General features: G+C 60.0%; 24 protein-coding genes. 12 read left to right on the forward strand and 12 right to left on the reverse strand.

What is annotated here, in order from left to right; all coding sequences use genetic code 11:
• Positions 1-19 precede the first annotated feature (19 nt).
• The 3 genes from VOI22_RS14300 (at position 20) to VOI22_RS14310 (ending at position 3,865) form a co-directional block, all read left to right on the forward strand.
• Positions 20-1,162: an NAD(P)/FAD-dependent oxidoreductase gene (locus VOI22_RS14300; RefSeq protein WP_323797138.1), complete on the forward strand. Its 1,143-nt coding sequence runs from the start codon at positions 20-22 to the stop codon at positions 1,160-1,162.
• Between the two features lie 111 nt (positions 1,163-1,273).
• Positions 1,274-3,025 carry an NAD(P)/FAD-dependent oxidoreductase gene (locus tag VOI22_RS14305; protein ID WP_323797139.1) on the forward strand — a complete coding sequence of 584 codons (1,752 nt, stop codon included), beginning with the start codon at positions 1,274-1,276 and terminating at the stop codon, positions 3,023-3,025.
• Between the two features lie 198 nt (positions 3,026-3,223).
• Positions 3,224-3,865: an OmpW/AlkL family protein gene (locus VOI22_RS14310; RefSeq protein ID WP_323797140.1), complete on the forward strand. Its 642-nt coding sequence runs from the start codon at positions 3,224-3,226 to the stop codon at positions 3,863-3,865.
• A 76-nt stretch (positions 3,866-3,941) separates the two neighbouring features.
• On the opposite strand, the gene VOI22_RS14315 is transcribed toward VOI22_RS14310, so the two are convergent.
• Positions 3,942-5,546, reverse strand: coding sequence for a lysine--tRNA ligase (locus VOI22_RS14315; protein WP_323797141.1), 1,605 nt, complete (start codon positions 5,544-5,546; stop codon positions 3,942-3,944).
• A 199-nt stretch (positions 5,547-5,745) separates the two neighbouring features.
• Between VOI22_RS14315 and VOI22_RS14320 the strand changes: the two genes are divergently transcribed.
• From VOI22_RS14320 to pheT, 6 genes are all read left to right on the forward strand, one after another.
• Positions 5,746-6,267 (forward strand): hypothetical protein, encoded by a 522-nt coding sequence (locus tag VOI22_RS14320; RefSeq protein WP_323797142.1) that lies wholly within the window; start codon positions 5,746-5,748, stop codon positions 6,265-6,267.
• A gap of 272 nt (positions 6,268-6,539) precedes the next feature.
• A complete protein-coding gene (locus VOI22_RS14325) occupies positions 6,540-7,700 on the forward strand; it encodes a M20 aminoacylase family protein (RefSeq protein ID WP_323797143.1) in 1,161 nt (386 codons plus the stop codon).
• Between the two features lie 264 nt (positions 7,701-7,964).
• Complete coding sequence (gene rpmI, locus VOI22_RS14330; protein ID WP_028467118.1) at positions 7,965-8,162, forward strand: 50S ribosomal protein L35; 198 nt, start codon at positions 7,965-7,967, stop codon at positions 8,160-8,162.
• Between the two features lie 15 nt (positions 8,163-8,177).
• Positions 8,178-8,543: a 50S ribosomal protein L20 gene (gene rplT / locus VOI22_RS14335; RefSeq protein ID WP_193172694.1), complete on the forward strand. Its 366-nt coding sequence runs from the start codon at positions 8,178-8,180 to the stop codon at positions 8,541-8,543.
• Positions 8,544-8,678: 135 nt separating this feature from the next.
• A complete protein-coding gene (gene pheS / locus VOI22_RS14340; protein ID WP_323797144.1) occupies positions 8,679-9,755 on the forward strand; it encodes a phenylalanine--tRNA ligase subunit alpha in 1,077 nt (358 codons plus the stop codon).
• A complete protein-coding gene (pheT, locus tag VOI22_RS14345; protein ID WP_323797145.1) occupies positions 9,752-12,151 on the forward strand; it encodes a phenylalanine--tRNA ligase subunit beta in 2,400 nt (799 codons plus the stop codon). The genes pheS and pheT overlap by 4 nt, the downstream gene beginning before the upstream one ends.
• Before the next feature lie 187 nt (positions 12,152-12,338).
• Here the strand turns inward: pheT and VOI22_RS14350 are convergent, their stop codons facing one another.
• The 5 genes from VOI22_RS14350 to thrS form a co-directional block, all read right to left on the reverse strand.
• Entirely contained in the window at positions 12,339-12,851 is a 513-nt protein-coding gene (locus VOI22_RS14350) for a hypothetical protein (RefSeq protein ID WP_323797146.1), read from the reverse strand.
• 211 nt (positions 12,852-13,062) lie between these two features.
• On the reverse strand, positions 13,063-13,650 hold the full coding sequence (locus tag VOI22_RS14355; RefSeq protein WP_323797147.1) for a hypothetical protein: 588 nt from the start codon (positions 13,648-13,650) through the stop codon (positions 13,063-13,065).
• Positions 13,651-14,074: 424 nt separating this feature from the next.
• Positions 14,075-15,112: a ferrochelatase gene (hemH, locus tag VOI22_RS14360; protein ID WP_323797148.1), complete on the reverse strand. Its 1,038-nt coding sequence runs from the start codon at positions 15,110-15,112 to the stop codon at positions 14,075-14,077.
• Positions 15,113-15,273: 161 nt separating this feature from the next.
• Positions 15,274-15,762 (reverse strand): translation initiation factor IF-3, encoded by a 489-nt coding sequence (gene infC, locus VOI22_RS14365; protein WP_245577586.1) that lies wholly within the window; start codon positions 15,760-15,762, stop codon positions 15,274-15,276.
• 101 nt (positions 15,763-15,863) lie between these two features.
• Complete coding sequence (gene thrS / locus VOI22_RS14370; protein WP_323797149.1) at positions 15,864-17,783, reverse strand: threonine--tRNA ligase; 1,920 nt, start codon at positions 17,781-17,783, stop codon at positions 15,864-15,866.
• 337 nt (positions 17,784-18,120) lie between these two features.
• Between thrS and VOI22_RS14375 the strand changes: the two genes are divergently transcribed.
• Entirely contained in the window at positions 18,121-18,993 is an 873-nt protein-coding gene (locus VOI22_RS14375; RefSeq protein WP_323797150.1) for an FkbM family methyltransferase, read from the forward strand.
• A gap of 13 nt (positions 18,994-19,006) precedes the next feature.
• Here VOI22_RS14375 and VOI22_RS14380 read toward each other — a convergent pair whose 3' ends face one another.
• Positions 19,007-19,966, reverse strand: coding sequence for a glycosyltransferase family 9 protein (locus VOI22_RS14380; RefSeq protein WP_323797151.1), 960 nt, complete (start codon positions 19,964-19,966; stop codon positions 19,007-19,009).
• Positions 19,956-21,125 carry a glycosyltransferase family 4 protein gene (locus tag VOI22_RS14385; RefSeq protein ID WP_323797152.1) on the reverse strand — a complete coding sequence of 390 codons (1,170 nt, stop codon included), beginning with the start codon at positions 21,123-21,125 and terminating at the stop codon, positions 19,956-19,958. Before VOI22_RS14385 ends, VOI22_RS14380 begins: the two co-directional genes overlap by 11 nt.
• A gap of 111 nt (positions 21,126-21,236) precedes the next feature.
• Between VOI22_RS14385 and VOI22_RS14390 the strand changes: the two genes are divergently transcribed.
• Positions 21,237-22,019 (forward strand): alpha/beta hydrolase, encoded by a 783-nt coding sequence (locus VOI22_RS14390; protein WP_323797153.1) that lies wholly within the window; start codon positions 21,237-21,239, stop codon positions 22,017-22,019.
• Positions 22,001-22,771: a tetratricopeptide repeat protein gene (locus VOI22_RS14395; protein ID WP_323797154.1), complete on the forward strand. Its 771-nt coding sequence runs from the start codon at positions 22,001-22,003 to the stop codon at positions 22,769-22,771. Before VOI22_RS14390 ends, VOI22_RS14395 begins: the two co-directional genes overlap by 19 nt.
• A gap of 14 nt (positions 22,772-22,785) precedes the next feature.
• Here VOI22_RS14395 and VOI22_RS14400 read toward each other — a convergent pair whose 3' ends face one another.
• The 4 genes from VOI22_RS14400 to VOI22_RS14415 form a co-directional block, all read right to left on the reverse strand.
• Complete coding sequence (locus tag VOI22_RS14400) at positions 22,786-23,454, reverse strand: glutathione S-transferase family protein (protein ID WP_323797155.1); 669 nt, start codon at positions 23,452-23,454, stop codon at positions 22,786-22,788.
• A gap of 44 nt (positions 23,455-23,498) precedes the next feature.
• On the reverse strand, positions 23,499-24,257 hold the full coding sequence (locus VOI22_RS14405; protein ID WP_323797156.1) for a sulfite exporter TauE/SafE family protein: 759 nt from the start codon (positions 24,255-24,257) through the stop codon (positions 23,499-23,501).
• Between the two features lie 32 nt (positions 24,258-24,289).
• Positions 24,290-24,856: an N-acetyltransferase gene (locus VOI22_RS14410; protein WP_323797157.1), complete on the reverse strand. Its 567-nt coding sequence runs from the start codon at positions 24,854-24,856 to the stop codon at positions 24,290-24,292.
• 251 nt (positions 24,857-25,107) lie between these two features.
• Positions 25,108-26,505 (reverse strand): dipeptidase, encoded by a 1,398-nt coding sequence (locus VOI22_RS14415; RefSeq protein WP_323797158.1) that lies wholly within the window; start codon positions 26,503-26,505, stop codon positions 25,108-25,110.
• Positions 26,506-26,588: the final 83 nt, after the last annotated feature.

The following is a 26,588-nucleotide window of genomic DNA, read 5'->3' on the forward strand; positions in this document are numbered from 1 at the left end:
ATCCCGGACCCGATCCGGGATGACGATCAAGAAAATGCTGGAGGAACAAGGCGTGTCGGAAGCTGTCGACGCAGTGGTGATCGGGGCGGGTGTGGTTGGCCTTGCGGCGGCGCGGGCGCTGGCCATGGCCGGGCGCGAGGTGATCGTGCTGGAGCAGCATGATCTGATCGGCTCGGAGACCAGCTCGCGCCATTCCGAAGTCATCCATGCCGGTATCTATTATCCGCCAGGCAGCCTGAAGGCCGATGTCTGTGTGCGCGGCAAGGAATTGCTGTACGAGTATGTCGAGAGCCACGGGGTGCCCTACAAGAAACTCGGCAAGCTGATCGTCGCAACCTCCGAAGACCAGATCCCGGCCCTGCAGCAGATCAAGGAGCGGGCCGAGAAGAACGGCGTCAACGACCTCGAGTTCCTCTCCCATAATGAAGTCACCGCGCGCGAGCCGGACCTGCGCTGCGTCACCGCGCTCTGGTCCCCCTCGACCGGGGTGATCGATAGCCATTCCTACATGCTGGCCCTGCAAGGCGATCTTGAAGAGCATGGCGGCATGATCGCCTTCCTTTCTCCTGTCGAAGGCGGGAAGGTCACGGAAGGCGGTATCGAGCTGCGCGTCGGCGGGTTGCACGGTATGACGATCACCGCGAAGACCGTCGTAGTCGCCGCCGGTCTGCACAGCCAGAGCATCATGCGCACCATCGAGGGCTTCCCGGCAGACGCGATTCCGGCGCAGCATTTCTGCAAGGGCAATTACTATCAGCTCACCGGCTGCGCGGCGCCGTTCAGCAGTCTGATCTATCCGGCTCCGGAAGCAGCAGGCCTCGGCGTCCACCTAACCATCGACCTCGGCGGGCAGGCCCGTTTCGGACCGGATGTCGAGTGGATCGATGAGATCAATTACGACGTCGACCCGAGCCGCTCCGACAGCTTCTATGCAGCGGTCCGGAAATACTGGCCGGGTCTTCCCGACGACAGCCTGACGCCGGCCTATTCCGGCATCCGCCCAAAAATTCAGGCCGAAGGCGAGCCTGCCGTGGACTTCATGATCCAAGGACCCGCCGACCACGGCGTGCCCGGACTGGTCAGTCTCTATGGCATCGAGTCACCGGGGGTTACATCATCGCTCGCCATCGCTGAAGAGGTTATGGGGCGATTGAGTGTCTGATCTGTTCGCGGACACTGAGTGCTTCTGAGGCGTGAAATCGTCTTCCACCCGCGTTTACACCTATTCGGCCGCCCCCTAGTCTTCTGCAAAAGACCAAAGGGAGGATGCTTGATGAACCGGATGACGGAACCCGATGTCACGGGGGTGCTGGAGGGCTGGCTCGCCGGTTTGAATGCGGCCCTGACAGCGTCGGACGCCGGCGCACTGGCCGATTGTTTCGACCCGAGCGGCTACTGGCGTGACGTGTTGATCCTGTCCGGTCAGCAGCGGACTGTCCCGGGCAATGTGGCGATCGCCGAGCGACTTCTGGCGGAAGCGGCAGACGAAGGCCTGGGCAGCTTTTCCATTGCGGAGGATCATGTCGCCCCCCGCATCGTCGAGCGGGCGGGAGCGTCCGTGATCGAGGGTTTCCTGTCCTTCGAAACAGACAAGGGCACCGGCCTTGGTCTGGTGCGTATCAAGTACCCGTCCGATACGCCGCGCGCCTGGGTCTTCATGACAGCGCTCGAGGATATAAAGGGCTTCGAGGAAGCTCGGATCTTCGAGCAGAATGACGATCCTGCCTTCAACCCGAAATTCCACGGCCCGAACTGGCTCGACAGGCGCGAGAAGGAGCGGGCCTATGCGGACCGTGATCCCGAAGTGCTGATTGTTGGCGGCGGCCATGCCGGACTGACGGCGGCGGCCCGGCTGAACCGGCTTGATGTCGATACGCTCGTGGTCGATCGGATGAAGCGGGTCGGGGACAATTGGCGGCTGCGCTATCACGGACTCCGGCTGCACAACTACATTCACAGCAACCATCTGCCCTACATGCCCTTTCCGGAGGGCTGGCCGACCTACATCCCGAAGGATCGCATCGCCAACTGGCTGGAAGCCTATGTCGACGCGATGGACATCAATTTCTGGACAGAGACCTCCTTTGAGGGCGCGGAATATGATGAACAAGCCGGCTGCTGGAACGCCCAGGTGACACTGGCGGACGGAACGGTGCGGGAAATGCGACCGCGCCATATCGTCATGGCGACCAGCGTCAGCGGCACCCCGAATATCCCCACCATCCCGACCCTTGAGCGGTTTGACGGGCCGGTGCTGCATTCGAGCCAGTTCACCGCCGGATCGGACTGGAAGGGCAAGCGGGTGACCATCTTCGGCACCGGTACCAGCGCGCACGACATTGCGCAGGATCTCGAAGGCAACGATGCCGACGTCACCATCGTCCAGCGCAGCCCGACCCTGATTGTGAATATCGAGCCGAGCGCGCAGCTCTATGACGGCATCTACTGGGGCGAGGGGCCGAGCTGGGAGGACCGGGATCTGATTAACCTGGCGACGCCCTTCGATCTGGTCCGCGTTGCCCACAAGATCATCACCGACAAGGTGAAGGAGATCGACAAGCCGCTGCTCGACGGTCTGGAGAAGGTCGGCTTCCGGCTCGACTTCGGCGAGGGGGGCACCGGCTGGCCGCTGAAATACCGCACCCGTGGCGGCGGTTACTATTTCAATGTCGGTGCCTCGGACCTGATGGCGGCGGGCCGGATTGGCCTGATCCAGAATGCCGATATCGAGCATTTCGAGGCAGGCGGCCTGCGCATGAAGGACGGCACACCGCACGAGGCGGACCTGATCGTGCTCGCCACGGGCTATAAGGGGCAGGATCACATGACCCGCGTGCTGTTTGGGGACACGGTGGCGGACCGGGTCGGCAAGGTCTGGGACATCGATCCGGAGATTCAGGAGCTGAACAACATGTGGACCCCGACCCGGCAGCCGGGCCTCTGGTACACCGGCGGCAGCTTCGCGCAGGCGCGAATCTATTCGAAGTTCCTGGCGCGGGCGATCAAGGCGGAGCTGGTGGAGTGAGTGGCGGCTGAGCAGCTTGCCACTCGCTCATTTTGCTCTGCCAGTTAACTGATCTGGGTCAGTTAACTTATTAAGGAATAACGCCGTTTTAATTTCCGCTGTTGATCTGTGTCAAAGCCGCCCGCGAAAGCGGGGCGCAATTTGCCGCCAGCAATTTTGATACAAGAGGACGGACGGATGACATTCTCCGGGAAAGTGATGGCGGCGGCAGCCACATTTGCCGTACTGGGTTCACTCATGACTGTAAGCGGTACGGCGCTGGCCCAGTCTGACGAATTCAAACCAAAGCAGGCTGGTGATTTTGTTATCCGCGCCCGTGGCATCGCCATGGTTCCGGATGAAGAGACTTCTTCCAATCAGCTTACGACCGGTGGCGGCGAGCTGAACAACGACTATGTTCCGGAAGTCGATTTTTCCTACTTCATCACCGACAACATTGCGCTGGAATTGATTGCGGCAACGACAGAGCATGATTTGGATTGGAAGAATCCGAATGTTGATCTTGGCTCTGTCATGCTGCTGCCGCCAACCCTGACGCTGCAGTATCACTTCATGCCCAAGGAGCGCTTCAGCCCGTATCTCGGCGCCGGAATCAACTATACTTTCTTCTATGACGAGAAGCCCGGCGCGGCGCAGTCGATCTCCTACGACGATGGCTTCGGCTACGCACTTCAGGCTGGTTTCGACTATGCGATCTCCGGCCCGTGGTCGCTTAACGTCGATGTCAAAAAGATATTTCTCAACACCACGATCACGACGAATGTCGGTAGTGGCCCGATCAATGTCGACGCGGATCTCGACCCTTGGGTGTTCGGTATTGGTGTCGGTTACCGGTTCTGATTGAGGCGCAGCTGCTTAATATGAAAACGGCCCTGTCAAGCAGGGCCGTTTTTATGTTCGGGGAAGGGTTTTCTGCTTAAGCCGCCAGATCCTCGCCCGCCAGTGCCTTCTCGATCAGCGATACCGTTTCATCCCGTCCGTAGAGCGCAATGAAGCTGCCGAAACGCGGGCCCTGGTCCTGGCCGAGCAGGACCTGGTAGAGCGCCTTGAACCAGTCGCGCAGGTTCTCGAAATCGTGGCGTTTGCCGACCTCGTAGACCTGGGTCTGGATGGTTTCCGCATCGGCGTCTGCCGGGAGGGCTTTGAGCTCGCCGACCAGATCCTCGAACGCGGCGCGTTCCTGCTCCGTCGGAGCGCGGTACTGCTTCTGCGGCCGGGCGAAGTCCTGATAGTAGTTCACGGCGTAGCCAGCCATCCGGTCCAGCACCGGGTGGGTTTCCGCAGTCGCGCCCGGCGCGTAGCGGGCGATATAGCCCCAGAGGACAGAGGTGTCTTCTGCATGGCAGACGGACGCGAGGTTCAGCAGCAGGCCGAAGCTGAGCGGCACCTTCTCCTCGTCGCCGCGACCCTTGCCCTGCGTGATGTGCCAGACCGGGTTTTCGACCTTTTTGGCCTCGTCACTCTCTTCTTCCAGCTTGTCGAGGAACTGGAAATACTCGTCCGTATTCTTCGGAATGACGTCGAAATAGAGCCGCTTGGCCCTTTTGGGCTGCTGGAACATGAACAGCGACAGGCTTTCCGGTGAGCCGTAGCGCAACCAGTCCTCGACCGAAAGGCCGTTGCCCTTCGACTTCGAGATCTTGCCGCCCTCCTCGTCGAGGAACAGCTCATAGCTGAGGCTCTCCGGCGGCCTGGAGCCGAGGGTGCGGCAGATCTTGGAGCTCTGCTTGACGCTGTCGATCAGATCCTTGCCGGACATTTCGTAATCGACGCCGAGCGCGTGCCAGCGCATGGCCCAGTCGCACTTCCATTGCAGCTTGCAGTGCCCGCCCGTAACCGGCACCTCAACCTTGCCGCCGCCGTTCGGATCTTCATAAATCACAGTGCCCGCATCGGTGTTGCGCTCGGTGATGGCAACCTGAAGGACATCTCCGGTGGTCGGGCAGACCGGCAGGAAGGGCGAGTAGGTTGCCTGCCGCTCCTTGCCGAGGGTTGGCAGCATGATCGCCATGATCTCGTCGTAGTGCTGCAGGGTTTCCAGCAGCGCCTTGTCGAACATGCCGCTCTTGTAGCATTCGGTCGAGGACATGAACTCGTACTCGAAGCCGAAGCTGTCGAGGAATTCCATCAGCCGGTTGTTGTTGTGCGCACCAAAGCTCTCATGCGTGCCGAAAGGATCGGGGACCTGGGTCAGAGGCTTATTCAGATACTCCGCCAGCATCTCCTGGTTCGGCAGGTTGGTCGGCACCTTGCGGAAGCCGTCCATGTCGTCGGAGAAGGCAATCAGCTTGGTCGGAACATCCGGCATGAGCTGTTCGAAAGCGCGACGCACCATGGTAGTGCGGAAAACCTCGCCGAAAGTGCCAATATGCGGCAGGCCGGACGGGCCGTAGCCGGTCTCCAGGATGACATGACCTTGTTCCGGTTTCTTGCCCCCGAGCCGCGCAACGATCTTTCGCGCTTCCTCGAACGGCCAGGCGCGGGCGTTCTCGGCGATCTCGGTGGGGATAAGGGAGGTCATGTTTTTTTCCTTGAGCTTGCAATAGTGCGCGGGAAGCTAGGGCGCGGCGCGCCTGAGGTCAACGATTCGCGCGAAGCGGGGCCGTGCCTTTCGGGCGCCCGCAAGTCACGGATGCAGTGTTTCCCTGTTTTTAGCATTTAAATGGAATTTTATGGTTTAATCGATTTGGGGTCGGTGCTGTATAGGGCTGGAGTTACGCTTGATCGATCCGAGCGAATTTTCGATTTGGTATCCTGAAACGGATGAAAACACGCCGGTGCATGAGCGCTCGGTTTCGTTTCTTGAATATTGCCTCAAGGTGAAGCCACGCGAAGGCATGGCGTCCAGGAGCGATTTTGCTCTTGAGACCCTGAAGCCTTGGCTCGGCAATATCATGATTCTCGAATTTGATCCGCCCCGGGAAGATTTTCGGTATCGACTTTATGGAAGCGAGATCGCGAACCGCACGGGGTTCGAGATGACGGGCAAATGGGTTGCCGATCTGGGGCCCGATGTCGGGGACATCCTCAGGGAACAATATATGAGGGCCATGAGGGAGGAACGTTTGATCCTCTGCCGCAACCCCTATGTCCATTCGCGTGCGCCCTGCGACTGGGAGCGTGTTGTGTGTCCCGTTGCGGACGGAGAGAAGCAGCAGGTTGTCGTTTCCAATCACATGGTGGAGCTGACGGGCCAATTGCGAGAGCTGCGGTTGGCCGCGAACGGGACAAAGACCCACTAAATTCGCAACTGTGGTCTCAGTCCCTGTTATTGACGGAACGGCGATCCCGATGGTGGCTGTGATCGCGTTCTGCGCTGCGGTGTCCTTTGCGCTCACTTTATCTGGTGCGCGCACGTTACTGACTAGTTTGAAATTTCATGCGCGAGGCAGGCCTAAAAAGGCCGTTTGTCGGTTTGTTGGCGTCGGAAAATCATGCCACCCCGGCCTGCATTGCGCAGCCGCTGTCCCAAGGTCAATATGTGATACCTCTGGGGATCGGCTGGACAGACGTCATGGATAAGAGTTTCGCCCGTTTACATGCGGAGATGACAACATGGCGGCGCCACTTGCACCGTCATCCCGAATTCGGTTTCGAGGAGACGGGGACGGCTGCGTTCGTTGCGGAAAAACTGAATGAGTTCGGCTTCAAGGAGGTTGAGCAGGGTGTCGGAGGGACCGGGATTGTTGCCACACTGCGGCGTGGTGACGGGAACCGATCGATTGCCTTCCGCGCGGATATGGACGCTCTGCGTATCGAGGAGACCGGGTCGCCAGCCTATAAATCCGTCGCTCCCGGCCTGATGCATGCGTGCGGTCATGACGGTCACACAGCCATGCTTCTGGGCGCGGCCAAGGCATTGAGCGAGAGCGGGGACTTCAGCGGTACCATCAGGTTCATTTTCCAGCCCGCCGAAGAGTGGGGCAAAGGTATGCAGGCGATGCTGGATGACGGATTGCTGGAGCGCTTCCCGTTCGAGGAGGCCTATGGTGTCCACAATATGCCGGGATTGCCGGTCGGGCATTTCGCCACCCGGAAAGGCGCCTTCATGGCCGCCGAGGACAATTTCCGGATCACGTTGACGGGCAGTGGCGGTCATGCGTCACGACCGCATGAAAGCCAGGATGCGCTGGTTGCCGCCTGCGCGACTGTTCTGGCGCTGCAGACGGTTGTCTCCAGGCAGATCGACCCGTCGGAACTTTCCGTATTGTCGGTCACGGAAGTCACGACGAACGGCACGCGCAATGCCATCGCCGGAGCGGCGGAAATTCTTGGAGATGCCCGCAGTTTTCATCCCCGGATCAGTGAGCGTATTGAACAGGGGATGCGGCGCGTTGCACGGGGGACCGCCGAGGCGCACGGATGCGATGTCTCGATCGACTACAGCCGCGAATTTGTTCCATTGCTCAACGATGCGGAGCTGACGGCCGCGGCCGTTGAAGCGGCGTCGTCGGTGACCGGCGATCCGTCCCGTGTTGATGGCGATGCGCCGCGGATCGGCGGATCGGAGGATTTCGCGAGGCTGCTGACCCGTGTGCCGGGGAACTTCATGAATATCGGTAACGGCGACACGGCTTCGCTGCACAATTCCGCTTATGACTTCAATGACGAAGCGTTGGCTTACGGGCTCCAGTACTACCTGAGTCTTGCGCGCGAAAGATTATCCGCCGGGTAGAGCTTCACTCAGAGATATCAAGGTGAGAACCTCCACGCGATCCGTTCTATAACCATCCGGAGCGGCGGCACGTGGAGACGTCCAGATTGCCGGAGCCTGTCCGTTAACGGTCAGGCAGGTATGCGGGGCTCACAGACCGCTTGATTCTCCCGTTCCCGCTCTGTATAAACCCGCCTCCCCATGAGTGATCGTGGGGGAGCGCCGCGTCATGGCTTGTAGGGCATGCCAGGCCGGCAGGTAGTAACCGCTAAAACGGAGATCGAAATGCCCAAGATGAAGACCAAGAGCGGCGCCAAGAAGCGGTTCCGGCTCACGGGCAGCGGCAAGGTGCGTGGTAACGTCGCCTACAAGCGCCACCAGCTGTCGAACAAGTCCCAGAAGATGAAGCGCAAGGCCCGGGGGACGATGATCCTGTCCGATGCCGATGCGAAAATCGTCAAACAATTCCTTCCGTACGCTTAAGAAAGGGCACCAGAGATGGCACGTGTAAAACGGGGCGTCACGGCTCACGCCCGTCATAAGAAAGTTACGGACAAGACCAAAGGCTATTACGGCCGCCGGAAGAATGTCTTCCGCGTTGCCGTACAGGCGATGGAGAAGGCGGCTCAGTACGCCTATCGTGATCGCCGGGTCCGCAAGCGCGATTTCCGCGCTCTCTGGATTCAGCGTATCAATGCCGGTGCGCGCAGCTACGGTCTGACCTATTCGAAGTTCATGAATGGTCTGAAGAAGGCCGGTATCGAGCTCGACCGCAAGGTGCTCTCGGATCTCGCGATCCACGAGCCGGCGGCGTTTAAAAGCCTGGTCGATCAAGCCCAGGCCGCGCTCGGAACTGCCGACTAAAAGTCTTTCCGGAACCTGTTCCGGATGTCTTTCGGTAAAAGAGTTGAAAAGGGGTCTGGCCTTAGCCGGGCCCCTTTTGCTTTAAGGAACCCGCGCTGGACCGGAACCGGCACCGATTTGGGGTGAAAGAGGATCATGCAGGACGTTGAAACACTGAGAGCGGAACTCGCCGCCGCCGTTGATGGCGCGGGAGATCTTGCCGCACTCGAAGAGCTCCGTGTCGGCGCTCTTGGCAAGAAGGGCCGGGTCACCGGCCTGATGAAGCAGCTCGGCGGTCTCGATCCGGAGCAGCGCAAGGAAGCCGGCCAGGCCCTGAACCGTCTGAAGGACGAGATCCAGGCGGCCATCGAGGCGCGCAAGACCGGGTTCGAGGATGCCGAACTCGATGCCCGCCTCCTGGCCGAGCGGATCGATGTCTCCCTGCCAGCCCGCCCGGAGGCGACCGGCCGGGTGCATCCGATCACCCAGACCATCGAAGAGCTGACCCAGATCTTCGCCGAGATGGGCTTCTCCGTCGCCGAAGGGCCACATATCGAGAGCGACTATTACAATTTCACCGCACTCAATATTCCGCCCGAGCATCCGGCCCGTCAGGAACTCGACACCTTTTATCTGCCGCCGGACGAGAGCGGTACGCCGCGCGTTCTGCGCACGCACACTTCCCCGGTACAGATCCGCACCATGGAGAAGAAGACCCCGCCGATCCGCATCATCTGCCCGGGGCGAACCTTCCGCTCGGACCATGACGCCACCCACTCACCGATGTTCCATCAGGTCGAGGGGCTGGTGATCGACAAGGCCACCCATATGGGCCACCTTAAGGGCTGTCTGATCGATTTCTGCCGTGCCTTCTTCGGCGTGGACGATCTGCCGGTGCGCTTCCGACCGTCCTACTTCCCGTTCACGGAGCCGTCGGCCGAGGTCGATATCGGCTGCACCCGCAAGGGCGGCGAATTCAAGATCGGTGCCGGCGACGATTGGCTGGAAATCCTCGGCTGCGGCATGGTGCACCCGAAGGTGCTGGAATATTGCGGCATCGACTCGACCGAATATCAGGGCTTCGCCTTCGGTATGGGGATCGAGCGGATCGCCATGCTGAAATACGGCATTCCCGACCTGCGCCCGTTCTATGACAGCGACCTGCGCTGGCTGAAGCATTACGGCTTCATGCCCTTCGATGTTCCCAATCTGGCCGGAGGGCTCAACCGATGAAGTTCTCGCTGTCCTGGCTGAAAGAGCATCTCGAGACCGAGGCCACGCTCGAGCAGATCTGCGACACCCTGCCGATGCTCGGGCTTGAGGTCGAGGAGCTGATCAATCCGGCTGAAAAGCTGTCGCCCTTCACCATCGCCCATGTCATCGAGGCGGTGCAGCATCCGAACGCGGACCGGCTGCGCGTCTGCAAGGTCGATACCGGCACGGAGACCATCCAGGTGGTCTGTGGTGCGCCGAACGCACGCACCGGCATGAAGGGCGTTTTCGCCCCGTCCGGCAGTCATGTTCCCGGCACCGGCGTCGATCTGAAGAAGGGCGTCATTCGCGGCGAGGAGAGCAACGGCATGCTCTGCTCCGAGCGCGAGCTGGGCCTCTCCGACGAACATGACGGCATTATCGATCTTGCCGAAGACGCGCCGGTCGGCATGTCCTACGCCGAATATGCGGGGCTGGACGATCCGGTGATCGATATCGCTATCACGCCGGACCGGGCCGATTGTCTCGGTGTGCGCGGTATCGCCCGCGATCTTGCAGCGGCCGGTCTCGGTACCCTGAAGCCGCTCGATACCAGTGAAGTCAAAGGCACATTCGCAAGCCCGATCGGCTGGGATGTGGACGTGCCGGAGCCGTCGCTGGTGCCCTATGTGGTCGGCCGCTATTTCAAGGGCGTGAAGAACGGTCCGAGCCCGAAATGGATGCAGGACCGACTCGTTGCCGTCGGTTTGCGCCCGATCTCCGCGCTGGTCGATATCACCAACTACATGATGCTCGATGTCGGCCGTCCGCTGCACGCCTATGACGCGGACAAGGTGTCAGGTGGCAAGATCCGCATCCGTCTTTCCAAGGCGGGTGAGAGCTATGAAGCGCTGAACGAGAAGACCTACACCTTCGAGGACGGCATGCTGGTGCTCGGCGACGAGCACGGCATCGACGACATGGCCGGCATCATGGGTGGTGAGCGGACCGGTTGCGGCGACGATACCGTGAACATGTATCTCGAGGTCGCGATCTTCGATCCGATTTCGGTCGCCATGACGGGCCGGAAGCTGAACGTGCTGAGCGATGCCCGTTATCGCTTCGAGCGCGGCCTCGACCCGACCAGCCCGACCTGGGGTGTCCATCTTGCCTCAAAGCTGGTGCTGGATATCTGCGGCGGTGAGGCCAGCGAGCTGGTCGTGCATGGTCAGGAAGAAGACTGGAAACGCACCATCACGCTGCGGCATTCCCGCATCAAGGGCCTCGCTGGTATCGATGTTCCGGAAGAACGCGCGAAGGATATCCTGACGCGGCTTGGTTTCGAGGTATCCGGCAGCGGTGAGGCGATCAGCGCGGTCATGCCGTCCTGGCGCTATCGCGATGTCGAGGGCGAGGCCTGTCTGGTCGAGGAAATCATCCGGATCAACGGCTATGACGAGATCCCGGTGGTCTCTCTGGAAACCGGCCATGTTGTGCCGGAGCCGGCGCTCAGCAAGGCGCAGGTCCGCGAAGGCACGTCGAAGCGCCTGTTGGCGTCCCGGGGCATGATGGAGGCGGTCACCTTCTCCTTCCTGTCGCAGGATGAAGCCGAACTCTTCGGCGGCGGTGCGGACGAGCTGAAGCTGGTCAACCCGATCTCCAGCGAGTTGGACGTGATGCGTCCCTCGATCTTGCCGAACCTGATCGCGGCCGCTGTCCGGGGCGCGAATATGGGGATTGGCGATGCGTCCCTGTTCGAGGTCGGACCGCAATATGCGGATGCGACGCCGAAGGGCCAGTCCACGGTAGTGGCGGGCCTGCGCGTTGGCCGTACCGGCCCGAAGGACTGGGCCAGCTCGACCCGTGCGGTCGATGCCTTTGATGCCAAGGCGGACGTCATGGCGCTGCTGGAGGCTCTGGAGGCGCCGGCGGGTAATCTGCAGGTCTCGACCGATGCGCCTGCCTGGTACCACCCGGGCCGCTCCGGTGCGCTGCGCCTCGGACCGAACGTGCTGGCGACCTTCGGGGAGCTTCATCCGAAGGTGCTGAAGGCGATGGACCTGAAAGGCCCGGCTGTGGCCTTCGAGATATTCCTCGCCAAGGTGCCGACACCGAAAGCCAAGGGGCCGGCCAAGCCGTTCCTTAAGCTCTCCCCGTTCCAGCCGCTGACCCGTGACTTCGCCTTCGTGGTGGAGAAGGACGTGCCGGCGGAAAAACTGGTCCGGGCCGCAGCCGGTGCCGACAAGGCTCTGATCTCCGGCGTGCATCTGTTCGACGAATATCAGGGCAAGGGTCTGGAAGAGACGGAGAAATCCATCGCCCTCCAGATCACCCTGCAACCGGTCGACGCGACCCTGACGGACGAGCAGATCGGCGAGGTCACCCGCAAGATCGTCGCCCAGGTCGAAAAGGCCACCGGCGGCCGCATTCGCGGCTAAGGACAGCTTTCACCCAAACGCGAAAAGGCCGGGCATATACCCGGCCTTTTTCTTTCCATTGTCATCCCGGCCGGAGAGCCGGGAGCTATCTTTTCGTAAGGTAGAACGCCCGCCCACATGGATCCCGAATCAAGTTCGGGATGACGGAGATGAGGGCAGGAACGGGACAGCGAGCTTTTGTTCGCCCCTATGCCTGAGCCAACTCCGCGCCTGCCATGTCCTCCATCAGCATATCTCCGGGCTTCGCCCTTGTCGGCCCCTTCGCCTTGACGCCACCGGAGAACAGTGCCGTTTCCAGCATGCGCTCGCATTTGCGTCGGAACTCTTCAGGGGCTTTGTATCGGATGGCGCCGGCCAGTTTTTCGCGGGCTTCCTTGATCTTCATCGCGCGCCGCTCGATCTCGTCTTCCATGGCGGCTTCGATAGCCGCTCGGGAGGCGATCGAGGTCGCTTTCATGAAGGCCTGAAGCATGATGGCATCGACGGCACCGGTTGCCTCGTCGGTATAATCCTTCGGGAGCTTGGCGCTCTTGATGGCTTCCTTCAAGCATTTGGCAGACGCTTCGCAGCGGTCAGTGCGACCGCTTTCTGCCTGCTTCTTGATCTGGAAGAGAGCTCCGTTGACGGCGGGCGCCAACTCGTGGATCCGGCGGATTGCCGCTTCGTCCTCGATAGTTCCGGTATTCGTCTGACTAAACATCGGCAGCCTCCAACTTTCTGTTGATGGTGCGTGGTTAATGATCTGTAAAGATTAAAATGCTTTTTATGTAATTGCTATACAAAAATGCAATCCACACGGATTTATTGTGTTTGAGCGTGGGGACAGCGCGCCTGATGGCGCCCGCAAATGCAAACGCCGCCCTGTTGGGCGGCGTTTCTTATCCGGGTTCTGTCAGCGGTGCCAAACGGCGTTACGCTCCGACAGGCTTGGCGTAGGTCTTGAGCTTTTTGGTCTCCGGTTTTTTCGCCGGTGCCACCGCTGTCGGCGCAGTGTCAACAGGTTTGGCTCGGTTCTCAACCCTAGGGGCCGTGTCGCGAGGCTTGGCCTTGGTCGGCCCCTTCGCCTTGACTCCGCCTGAAAGCATGGCAACCTCAAGCATACGCTCGCATTGCTGTTTGAATTCCTGAGGAGCCTTGTTCTTCATGGCTCCGGACAGTTTTTCGCGCGCTTCCTTGATTTTGGCGGTACGCTTCTCACTGTCGTCGTTCTTGCCTGCATCGACAGCCTCTTTCGCAGCAAGCGCTGTTGCTTTCATGAAGGCTTGCAGCATCAGTCTATCGACGCCTTCCCGGACCTGCTTGGCGTAATCTTTGGGAAGTTTGGGATTTTTCAGAAATTCGGTGAGACGCTTTGCAGATGCCTCGCAGCGATCGGTGAGGGCGGCATCCGCCTGCTTCTTCATCTGAACAAGAGCTGCTTCGATCGACTGCTTCATCGCTTCGATGCGGCGTTCTTCAGCTTCCTCGTTGGCGCTCTTTTCTTTACCGAACCCGAACATTGGCGTTTCCTGTCCTCACTTAACGGAGGATCTCTCAGTTATCCCTATTCATAATAGTGTAAAATTCGAAACTATCCATAAAAAAGAAGTTCGAATACTTGAGGTTTTTTCAATATTTTTTATTGGATTTGATGTTTTTATTTTTCATGTATCTGATGATTCGCTGATTGTTCGAGCGTTTCAGCGTGAGTAGAAAATAAGTGAAAAAATTCAACTTAAGTATTACCAAAGTTAACGAATCGGTTGATGCGATCCTGGCGGCATGCTGGTCGGAGAGGGCGCATTTACGACTTGGATGCAGAAGAACCGGTGGCACATCCAGTCCCGCAGGTGCCGGAAGGCCCGAGGGGCGTTAACATCGACAGACCGTGGTTTTGGCGTAACTGCCGTTTTTTGCGTGTCCGGAGAGAACGGATGAAAGGGCTTAAACCCAGCCCATCAGTTCCCGTTCGACCACGGCTTCAATCGCCTTCATGCCATCATCACTATCGTTCAGGCACGGGATGTAGGTGAAATTCTCTCCGCCCGCTTCCGCGAAAGTCTCGCGAATGCCGATATTGATTTCCTCCAGCGTCTCGACGCAGTCGGAGGAGAAGCCGGGGCAAATGATGGCGAGGTTCTTTACGCCTTTTGCAGGGAGCCCTTCGACCGTGTCCTGAAGATACGGTTTCAGCCACTCTTCCTTGCCGAAGCGGGACTGGAAGGCGACCATCATCTTGTCGTCGTCCCAGCCGAGTTTCTCGCGAACCAGCCGCGTGGTCTTGAAGCAATGGCAGTGATAGGGATCGCCGTTCAGGAAGTAGCGCTCCGGCAGGCCGTGATAAGAGGTGATGAGGAGGTCGGGCGTCCAGTCGAGGCCCTTCAAGTGCATATCGATGGAGTTGGCGAGGCCCTCGATATAGGCCGGCTCGTCATGATAGGCGGGGGCGGTACGGACTGCGGGTTGCCAGCGCAATTTCATCAGCGCTTCGAAGCTTTTGTCATAGGCAGTCGCTGTCGTGCTTGCGGCATATTGCGGGTAAAGTGCGACCAGCAGAATGCGCTCGCATCCCTTGTCCTTCAGCTCGCGGATCTTGCTTTCGGTGCTCGGGTTGCCGTACCGCATGCCCCAGTCGACAATGACATTCGGATGCTTCGCCGACAGCGTGGCTGCCAGCTTCTCCGACTGGTTACGCGTGTAAAGGCGCAGCGGGGACTCGTCTGTTTCCTTTACCCAGATCTGCTCGTAGGCGTGGCCGGTCTTGGAGGGGCGTGTGGGCAGGATAAACAGGTTGAGGATCAGCTTCCACAGAAGCGGGTTCACCTCGATGACCCGCTCGTCCGAGAGAAATTCCTTTAGATAGCGCCTGATCGACCAATAGTCCGTCGCGTCCGGCGTGCCGAGGTTGAGCAGCAGAACACCGATCTTTTCGTCTGGCAGGGCGGGATGGTTGGAAGGCAGCTGTCTGGGGGCGAGGGCCATGAAGCGGTCCATTGGTTATACTTGGAACGGTTCCAACATAGGACGCTTGGCGTCGGAAACCAGTCCCGTCTGATCCCGAAAATGCCAAGGCCCCGCCAGAGCGGGGCCATCGGACCATATGGGGACGGAATGTCGCGGCGCAGAAGAGACTGTGCCGGTGGTTAGCGGGGCGCGATGACCATGATCATCTGCCGGCCTTCCATCTTCGGATAGGACTCGACCTTCGCCGCTTCTTCCATCTCGTCGCGGACCCTGTTCAGCACGTTCATGCCGAGGTCCTGATGCGCCATTTCACGGCCACGGAAACGTAGGGTGACCTTCACCTTGTCCCCTTCAGCGATGAATTTGCGAACGTTCTTCATCTTCACTTCGAAATCATGATCGTCGATATTCGGACGCAGCTTGATTTCTTTGATCTCGATGATCTTCTGCTTCTTCTTGGCTTCGTTCTTTTTCTTCTGAGCCTCGTACTTGAATTTACCGTAATCGAGGATCTTACAGACGGGCGGGTCCGCATTCGGGGACACTTCGACCAGATCGAGGCCAAATTCTTCAGCTTTTAGAATGCCTTCGCGAACAGTCAGTACGCCGAGCATTTCCCCGTCGGGATCAATGCAGCGGACTCGTTCTACGAGAATGTCGCGGTTCACCCGCGGGCCATCCTTGGCCGGCGGTTGATTGAATGGTGGTCTGGCGATCTATCGCCTCCTTCGTTATCTGTTTCTGTTGTGTGGGGAGGTGCCGACCCGGATCAGAGGTGATCCGGAGCCAGAGCCTCTTCTTTAAGTCTAGTAATGGCGTCGTCGAGTGCAAGCACTTCTTGCGCTTTTCCGCCGAGTCGCCGCAGCGCGACCTTGCCTTCTTCCGCCTCGCGACGGCCGACGACGAGGATTGCCGGGATCTTGGCCTCGCTGTGCTCGCGGATCTTGTAGTTGATTTTCTCGTTCCGGCGATCCATCGCAACCCGCAATCCGGCGGCTTTCGCGGCGGCCATCACTTCGGCTGCGTAATCGTCCGCATCGTTGGTGATGGTCGCGATTACGGCCTGAACCGGCGAGAGCCAGAGCGGGAAGCGGCCGGCATATTGCTCGATCAGGATGCCGATCCAGCGCTCCATGGAGCCGAAGATGGCACGGTGCAGCATGACCGGACGCTTGCGGCTACTGTCCTCGTCAATGTATGAGGCGTCCAGCCGCTCTGGCAGGACAAAATCGACCTGCAGGGTGCCGCACTGCCAGTCCCGACCGATCGCGTCGGTCAGCACGAATTCGAGTTTCGGGCCGTAAAAGGCGCCTTCGCCGGGGTTCAGCGTGGTATCGAGGCCCGCAGCGTCGCAGGCATCGCTCAGGGATTTCTCGGCCTTGTCCCAGATTGCGTCTTCACCGGCACGCACTTCCGGGCGATCGGAGAATTTCACCCGCACGTCGGTAAAGCCGAAATCCTTGTAGACCGCCGAAAGCAGCTCACAGAACTTCACACTCTCTTCGGTGATCTGCTCTTCCGTGCAGAAGATATGAGCGTCGTCCTGGGTGAAGGCGCGCACCCGCATGATGCCGTGCAGTGCGCCGGACGGCTCGTTCCGGTGGCAGGAACCAAATTCGGAGAGGCGCAGCGGCAGGTCGCGATAGCTTTTCAGCCCTTGCTTGAAGATCTGCACGTGGCCCGGGCAGTTCATCGGTTTCAGGGCGAGCACCTTGTCGTCCTCGGCATTGGCCGTGAACATGTTCTCGCGAAATTTTTCCCAGTGCCCGGATGCTTCCCAGAGGGAGCGGTCGATCAGCTGTGGGGTTTTAACTTCCTGATAGCCAGCGCGATCCAGCTTACGGCGGAGATGGTTCTCGATCTGCCGGTACAGCGTCCAGCCTTGCGGATGCCAGAAGACGGAGCCGACGGCTTCTTCCTGGATGTGGAACAGGTCCAGCTCGCGGCCGAGTTTGCGGTGATCGCGTTTGTCGGCTTCCTCAAGCATGTGCAGGTAGGCGTCGAGCTGTTTCTGGTCCGGCCAGGCGGTGCCGTAGATCCGCTGCAACTGTGGCCGGTTGCTGTCGCCGCGCCAGTAGGCGCCGGCAACGTTCATCAGCTTGAAGGCATGGCCGGTATATTTCGTCGACGGCATGTGCGGGCCGCGGCAGAGATCAAGGAAATCACCCTGGCGGTAGAAGCTGATGGCCTCGCCCGACGGAATGGTTTCAACCAGCTCGACCTTGAACGGCTCATGCACTTTCTTGTAGTGCAGGGCTGCCTCGTCCCGGTCCCAGACCTCCCGGGTAATGGTCTCGTCCCGGTCGACGATCTCGTGCATCCGCTTTTCAATCTTTTCCAGATCGTCCGGCGTAAAATGTTCCTCGCGGAAGAAGTCGTAATAGAAGCCATTCTCGATGGACGGGCCGATGGTGACCTGTGTCTCGGGATACAGCTCCAGCACGGCTTCGGCCATGATGTGGGCGCAGTCGTGCCGGATCAGCTCGAGCGCTTCCTGGTCTTTCTTGGTGACAAGGGCGACCTGGCTGTCTTCAGCAATAGGCAGGCTGAGATCGCTGAGTGCGCCGTTGATGCGAATGGCGATCGCTGCTTTGGCAAGACCCGGCCCGATATCGGCGGCGATTTCCGCGCCGGAAACGGGGGCATCGAAGGAACGGACGGAGCCGTCGGGAAGTGTAATGGCAGGCATGATGTAGGACCCTTTTGAGGGGTGGCGTCGTGACAGATTTTTCGCAAGGCCTTTGGACGGGAGCGTTCCCGATCCGTATGCCGTCTCGGCCGGCCAGGCCGAAACGGCTAACTAGTCACGATTGTCTGGGTCGGATACCACATGGGTCCGTAAAATTCACCGTTGCGCATGAGTGGCTATGTAGCGCCGGAATGGCTCTACCGCAAGGAAAGACTGGAATGCTGTATTGCTAGGGATGGCAATGGTGTGAGGGTGCACCATGCCGGTGTGGCGTACATTGTGCCAATGTGGAGGCGAAACAATGGCGCCACGAATTTTTACATGATACGCGAACAGCATGAACTGTCCGAACTCCATTTTCGTCAATTGCCTAAGCACAAAATTTCGGTACGGGAAAATCACATTCCCGGCGGCGGATCGCTATTTGTGCCAGACGCTGGCCGAGTGCGGTGATTATTGCCGTGGCGAAGTCATTGTCTATGAACGACTGCTCTCTAAGGGTGATTTGGTCGTTGATGTAGGCGCCAATATCGGCGCGATGGCGCTGGCTTTCGCGAATGCGGTGGGGCCGGCCGGAAGCGTGCGCTCATTTGAAGCCAGTCCCTTTGCCTTCGATCTACTGAGACACAATCTGGACCAGAACGGTGTCTGCAACGCGGCAGCAACCAGGGCAATCGTTTCCAGTACGTCAGGAACCGCGCGCTTTGTGGATCCCGATGTAGAAAAGATTGATAGCCTCGACTTCGGGTCCATGTCTCTTTCAGTTAATTCAGAACGGGTGCCTGGACGTTTTGTTGAAACGCAGCAGGTCACGCTCGATGGTCTAGCGCTCGATCAGTGCAATCTCATCAAGATCGATGTCGAAGGACATGAAGCTGCGGTCGTGGCGGGTGCATTGGATACGATTTCCAAATTCACGCCATTTCTGAGCATTGAAACCGGCCTAGAAGACGATGATCTGTCCTGGATCTATCCACTGCGTGAATTGGGGTATCGGATTTTTATTTTGGCTTACAAAGTCGCGGCATGGCCGAACTTCAAAGGTCGGAACATTTCGGATTTGACGACAGAAGTTTCGGTGAACGCTGTCTGTATTCCGCCGACTGAGAGCCACTTCGATCATCTCGGCGACATTCCGCGGCGTGAGGTGCAGACGCTAGATCATCTTGTCGCGGAATGCCGCCGGTACCGGAAGAGGGCGCGGTACTAGAATTATGCCGGGGTCACCGTCGAAGTGTATCCCAGACGAAATCAGCTGACAGTTTCGCGAGAGTCTCTTCTACCAGAAGGATGACATTCTCTCCGCGTGGTGCCGCTTTCTCCGGGAAGCTTTTTGTCGAAAAAATCGCGATGGTTTGGCAGCCGGACAGGGCGGCCATATGCATCGGTCCGGTGTCATTGCCGATAGCAAAATCGGCTGAGCGGGCCAGTGCGGGGATGTCATAAAGCGTGGTTTTGCCGGACAGATCGCGCGCTTTGGGACAGATGTCCTTGATGGTCTGGATGGCGTCCTGATCTTCCATGCCGCCGAGTAGCACAGGCGTGGTGCCCGTCTCATACAGGCGCCGTGCGATCTCTCCGTAAGAAGGCGCCGGCCAGCGCTTTATCGCCATTTTCAGGGACGATCCCGGGATCAGCAATGCGAAGGGGGCGGGCAGATCGAACCGCCCGATGTCACTGTCCATGAAGGAGAGATCCGACGGTCGGACATCCTTGATCCCGGCTATTTCGAGCTGGGTCCGTTGCCGGTCCTGGGTGTGGGTCAGGGTCGGGCGTGTGTAGTGGTGATAGTGGCTGCACCCGGGGACGATGCCGGACCATTCGGGTTTTGGGCCTGGCCAGAACAGCCGGTAATAAAAACCGGTTCGATCCGATGTCTGCAGGTCATAGACCCGCTCGAATGCCGTGCCGGTCAGTCTGGCGCGCAGGGCAAGGATTCCCGGAATATTAAACAGTTTGGGTTCGCTGTCGCTCCAGACCTTGTCGAACAATCCACTGCGTTCGCCGAGCTCGGCATAGGCGGGGCGCGTCAGCAGGATGATCTCCGCCTCCGGGTGATGACGGCGGATCGCCTGCATCGGGCCGAGCGCGTAGATGAAATCGCCAAGCGCACCGAGCTTGATGACCAGAATGCGCGGGTGGCTTCGGCCAGGCCCGGATGGATTTGTCGACTTATCCGGCATTTGGCGAGAGCGGCAGAACTTCTTCATAGACGGAGAGGGTCCGGGCGCACATGTCGCTGGTCGTATAATTCTCGCGGACATGCGCAACGGCAGCCTCGGTGACCACCGCGCGCTGTTCGGCCGTCAGGGCCAGCGCGGTGCGAATACCTTCGGCGAGTGCCTCCGCATCGTTCGGTTTGACCAGGAAGCCGGTTTTTCCCGGAATCACGGATTCCCGGGCGCCGCCGTGATCTGTCGCGACAATCGGCCGGCCCATCGCTTGTGCCTCGATCATCACCCGGCCGAATGGCTCGGGGTCGATGGAGGCGGAGACCACGACATCCGCAATCTGGTAGACGCACGGCATATCCACCACGGAACCGGTGAACATCACCGACGCGCTGAGTCCGGCCTTGGCGATTTTTTCTTCAAGCTCCGCCTTGTAGCTTTCCTTGCCCTCATACGACCCGGCCATGATGCAACGGACCGGCTGATCGCCCAGCTTGGTCAGGGCATCGATCAGGACGTCGTGCCCCTTCCAGCGGGTGATCCGCCCCGGCATGACAATAACCGGCACGCCGTCCGGCAGACGCCATTCGCGGCTGAGCTTGATCATCCGCTCGGCGGAAACAGCATCCGGATTGAACAGGCTTATATTCACGCCACGGGGAATGATCCGCAGTTTGTCGCTGCCTGTACCGAAGCGCGTCTCGATCTCATGGGCGACAAAGTGCGAGATGGCAATTACCCGGTCTCCCCGCACCATCACTGAGTTATAGAGCTTTTTCAGCGGGTTGGTGTCCGGAAAGCGGCCATGAAAGGTAGTGACGAACGGCACCTTGTTCTTGCGCGCCGCGCGCCAGGCGATCCAGGCTGGCATGCGCGAGCGGGCATGGACGATGTCTACATTTTCCTGATGGATGACGTCGACCAGCCAATCGAAATTCTGCCGCCAGCTCAGCGGATTCTTCGAGCCGAGAGGGTGCTGGATGTGACGCGCGCCGACTCGGGTCAGGTCATGCACCATTGGTCCGCCGGCGGAAATCACCAGGGCGTCCCAGCCCGCTTCGACAAGCGCGCGGGCAACGTCGATCGTACCCCGTTCCACACCGCCAGAGACCAGGGCGGGAAGAATCTGGAGAACGACCGGCTTCTTGTCTTCTGGCGGTCGGCGGAACATATCGTAATCACCGCTCGATTGGCGGAGGTTCGGTATGTTAGGCCTCATGGAGGGGCCGTCGTTCACCGGCGTTCCAAGCATGTTGTTTTCATTGTCATGAAGTTTACCACAATGACCGAGCAAGCCCAGCAGTCGCCGGACCCCACGCCCCTCTACATTGAAAAGCCGGATGGCGCACGCCTCGCTTATCACAAACTGGACGGGCGCGGACCCACAATTGTCTTCCTTGGCGGCTTCATGTCCGACATGACGGGCACAAAGGCCTTGACGCTTGAGGCTCTGGCGCGTGAACGGGGACAGTCATTTCTTCGGCTGGATTATCAGGGACATGGCCAGTCCTCGGGAAAGTTCGAGGATGGCTCTATCGGGATCTGGCTTTCCGACGCGCTCACTCTGATCGACCGGGTCACGGACGGCCCGCTGGTTCTCGTCGGCTCCTCCATGGGCGGGTGGATCATGCTGCAGGCAGCCCTGCAACGGCCGGAGCGGCTTGCAGGACTGGTCGGCATTGCCGCCGCGCCGGACTTCACCGAGGATCTGATGTGGGCGACATTCTCCGACGAGATCAAGGAGACGCTGCTGCGCGATGGTGTTTATTATGAGCCCTCCGAATACAGCGACGAGCCCTACACCATCACCATGAAGCTGATCGAGGATGGCCGCGAGCATCTGGTCATGCGGGAGAAGATGCCGATCAGCGTGCCGGTGCGGTTGCTGCATGGCATGCGCGACGAATCGGTGCCCTATGAGCTTTCCCTGCGCATTGCGGAGAATGTCGAGAGCGAGGACGTTCAGGTCCGTTTCATGAAGGACGGCGATCATCGGCTCTCGACTGATCGGGATCTCGAAATCTTGTCCCAGACAGTGGCCGCGCTGTGCGACGCGGCCGGCTGAGCCTCGCGGGCATATCGCTCGCCGGAATCGCATTCCTCGTCACGATCCTTCCGGCCACAGCCGCCGAAATCGATCATCAGCAGGAATATGAAGCCTGCATGGCGCTCACCCGCGAGCGACCGGAGGAGGCCTATAGCAGCGGTCTCGCCTGGTACAAGCAGGGTGGCGGTATTCCGGCGCGGCACTGTCTTGCGGTGGCTTTGTTGCAGTTGCATCAATATGACGAGGCCGCGGCACGGCTGGAGCGTCTGGCGACCGATCTCGGAACGGCGCGTACGGCCCTTCTGGGCGGCATTCTGATGCAGGCGGGGCAGGCCTGGTATCTCGCCGGACGGCCCGACAAGGCGTTCAATCTGCAAAGCAAGCTGCTGGACCTGGCGCCGGGCGACCCGGAGCTCTGGGTCGACCGTGCCGTCACGCTGATGGAGCTGGAAAAGTACGATGCAGCTCTCGCCGATCTGGACGAGGCGATCGGGCGTAACCCGGATCTGGCCGAAGCTCATATCTACCGGGCGGTGACCCTGCGCCAGCTCGACCGTCTGGAAGATGCGGCAAGAGAAGTCGACATCGTTCTGGAGCTTGCGCCGTTCAATCCGGATGCGCTGCTTGAACGGGGAATCCTCCGCCAGTATCAGGGCGATCTGGACGGTGCGCGCGGTGACTGGCTGCAGGTCATCAGGCTTGCACCCGACTCGCGTGCCGCAGCTGCCGCACGCGGGCGTATCGAGGAAATGGACGTAGTCGTCCGCTAACCGGTTTTCGCGCTTCAGAAATCCAGGTTGGCGTAGTGCGCCGGTGGGCGGACGCCGGGGATGTGGTCTGACAGCAATGGCCGGAAGCTCGGGCGGGACTTGACCCGGGCGTACCATTCCTTGGCCTCCGGATACTTCTCCCACGGTACGTCGCCTATATAATCGACGGTGGATATATGGGATGCGGCGGCGATGTCGGCGAGGCTGAAATGGTCTCCACCGAGCCAGTTCCGGCGCTCCGCCAGAAAGCCGATATAGGCGAGATGGGTGGCGATGTTCGTATGCCCCGCACGGATCGCCGCGCTTGAAGGCTCGCCGGTGCCGAGGAAGCGTTTCATCAGCTTCTCTCCGACCAGCATCTCGGTCACTTCCGCGTTGAACTTGCGGTCGAACCAGGCCACCAGCCGACGGATTTCGGCGCGTGCGGCGGCGTCGCCCGGGAGCAGCGGGACTTCGGGACGGGTTTCTTCGAGATATTCGGATATGGCGCCGGAGTTGGCGACCGTGGTGCCGTCATCGTCGACGAAGACCGGCACCGTGCCGTCGGGGTTCTTGGCGAGGAATTCCGGGCGCCGGTCCCAGATCTGTTCGACCTTGGTTTCGGTCTCGATTTTCTTCTCGCCGAGAGACACGCGGATCTTCCGGCAGAAAGGCGAAATCCAAAGGTGATAGAGGGTCGGCATTCAATTCACCGTTAGGTCTGGGGGATGCCCTGTGGTTGGCGGCGCTAAACTACCAGAACCTTGCCGATGCCGACAATCGCCAGCGCGCCGAGCAGGATAATCGCTGCCAGTTTGACGGTTTCAGGCCGGGCAAGGCCATACAGCCGGTGTCCTATTGTCGTGCCGATGGCCATGAGTGGGAACAGGAGTGCACACCTCAGGAGCATGTCGATGCTCATCAGATCCTTATAGGCGGCGAGGCCAAGAGCGAAAATATCGACAAATATAAAAAAGGCGATGGCGGTCGCGCGGGTGGTCGAGACAGGTAGTGGAGACGACAGATAAAGCAGTATCACCGGAGGGCCGGGGACGCCGGACGCTCCAGACATCAGGCCCGCAACGACCCCCGTTCCTGCCAGCATGCCATTGCCGGGCACCGACGCGAGCTTGAAACCCTTGGCGATCAGCAGGACTGAGACCAGGATTCCGAAATAGATCGCGATTTTCATCGGCTCCGGCGCCACCAGGAGCAGGCAGGCGAAACCCGCTGGCACGCCAATGGCAGAACCGATGAGAAGTTGCCGGATGCCGGTCCAATGCACTTGTCGAAAGGTGCGTGGCAACAGGGTAAAGCCTGCGAGCAGATCGAGGATCAGAGTCAGGGGGACCACGGCAATCGGATCGGCTACCAGCAGCAATGCACTGATCAGGATCAGTGCGAAACCAAACCCCGTGAAGCCCCGGATGACCCCACCGATCAACGTGGCTGTGACGGCGACGGCCCAGATATGCAGGTCCCACCCGATATACGCGCTCTCGAACATAGCGTGGCGGAACCTTTGTCAGCGTCAGAAGCTCAGGCGGCGCGGAATGCGTCCTTGGCACCTTCTACGCCACTTGCCTTGCCGCTCCAAGGCAGCACTTTGCGGACCATTGGTTCCTCCGCGAGGCCTTGCAGCAGGTCCGGTGCGGCGCGCACCTGGAAGCGCGGCTGGTCGACCGGTCCCGGCAGCTCGAACCCGTAAGGCTCGGCCAGCACAAAACCGTAGGGGCTGTAGTAGGAGGCCTCTCCGACCACGAGGCAAAGACCCCAGCCTTCTTGATCGGCTTCTTCAAGCGCCCGGGCGACGAGCGTCCGACCGAGCCCCTTGCCCTGCAGAGAGGGATCGACCACCAGCGGGCCAAGCACCAGCGCCGGCAGGATTTCGTCGCCGTCGCTCTTCACATCGCAGCGCCAGAACCTGATCGAGGCGCCGAGTTTGGCGTCGAACCCGGTACGGGCGACGAGGCTGAGAGACGGCACGGACGGGCCTTGCCGCAGCGTGTAGACGGTCTTGGAAAGACGGCCCCCGCCGAAACCGATATCCAGCAGGGACTCAATGGCAGCCGCATCGGCGGCAGTTTCTTTTTCGATGACGATCATTGTCGGGACTTCCGGCCTTGGGATGGCCGTCCCGAAGAGGGAAGCGGCCTAGAGCGTGATGACGGACAGCGCACTACGCGCGGCGATACGTCGTCGTCGCGGGTTTGCTCGTCGCTCTGTGGTGGCCGTGATGTTCATGGCATCCAATTTCCCAAACTCATTGCCAAATACTGCATAAGGCCGTGACCTGCCAATAAAAAAGCGCTGTGGATGAATTATTCACAGCGCTTTTTCGATCGATGGTGCGCCGGTTATCCGGCGAGTTCCGCCAGCCGGGCCATGATGGCGGCGTTGGAGCGGATGCCCCGGTGGAAGCAGACCATCTCGAACTTCTCGTTCGGGCTATGCACGCGGTCATCCTCCAGCCCGAAGCCGACGAGCAGGCTGTCCATGCCGAGCAGGTTGCGGATAGATCCGGCGGCTGGAATGGAGCCGCCACAGCCGATCAGAACGGGCTCCGTTTCGTACTCGTCCCGCAAACCGGCGACCGCCGCTTTCAGATAATCGGACTCCGTCGGTACCCGCAGCGCCGGGAAGCCGCCCTCGTGGACGATTTCCAGGCTGTAGCCCTTCGGCAACCGTTCGGTGACGAAGGCTTTCAGCCCGGCGATGATCTTGTCCGGGTCCTGGTCCGGTACCAGCCGGCAGGTGATCTTGGCGGATGCCTCGGAGGCGATAACGGTCTTGCCGCCCGGATCCTGATAGCCGCCGGTGATGCCGTTGACGTCCAGCGTCGGCCGGGCCCAGATCCGCTCCAGCGCGGAGAAGCCCTGCTCGCCGCCCGGTACTTCCAGCCCGACTTCCCTGAGAAAGGCCTCTTCGTCGAAACCGAGGCCGGCCCATTGTTTCAGCTCATTGTCGCCGACCGGCAGGACATCGTCATAGAAGTCCTCGATCCGGATGCGCCCGGTCTCGTCATGGAAGTCGCCGAGGATCTTGGAGAGCAGGTTGATCGGGTTGATGACGCCGCCGCCATACATGCCGGAATGCAGATCCCGGCTCGGGCCCTTGATGCTGACCTCAACGGAGACGATGCCGCGTAGCATGTAGGTGATGGCCGGCTTGTCGACCGCCCACATGCCGGTATCGCAGACGACGCAGGCATCGGCGCTCAGCTCGTCCTTGTTGGCGGCAAGGAAAGGCTCAAGGCTTTCGGAGCCGCTTTCCTCTTCGCCTTCCAGCAGCACTGTCACGTTGATCGGCAGGGAGCCGTGCACGTCCATCCAGGCGCGGAAGGCCTCGATGAAGGTCATCACCTGACCTTTGTCATCGACGGCACCTCGGGCGACGATGCGCTTGCCGCGCTCTGCCTCGACGATCACCGGCTCGAACGGATCGGAATCCCAGAGCTCATAAGGATCGGCCGGCTGCACGTCGTAATGGCCGTAATAAAGGATGTGCGGCGCGCCTTCGGGGCCCTTCATGTGGCCGACCACCATCGGGTGCTTCAAGGCCGGGCGCACGGCTGCGTCGAAGCCGATCTCGACTAACTGGCGTGCCATCCATTCGGCGGCGCGCAGCACATCGGGATCGAATTTCGGATCTGTGCTGATGCTGGGAATACGCAGCACGTCGACAAGCCGTTCGACTGACTGGTCCAGGCCCGCATCAATGCGGTCGAGAACGGGGGTGAGAAGGTCCTTGGTCATGGGGCACCGTGTTCGAATTAGGGGCAAACCGCGCAGGCTGTTTTTCCGAGAGTGGAAAGCGCGAGGATTGATTGTCTCTAGTC

This window comes from Nisaea sp., assembly GCF_034670185.1.
In the GTDB taxonomy this organism is placed as follows: domain Bacteria; phylum Pseudomonadota; class Alphaproteobacteria; order Thalassobaculales; family Thalassobaculaceae; genus Nisaea.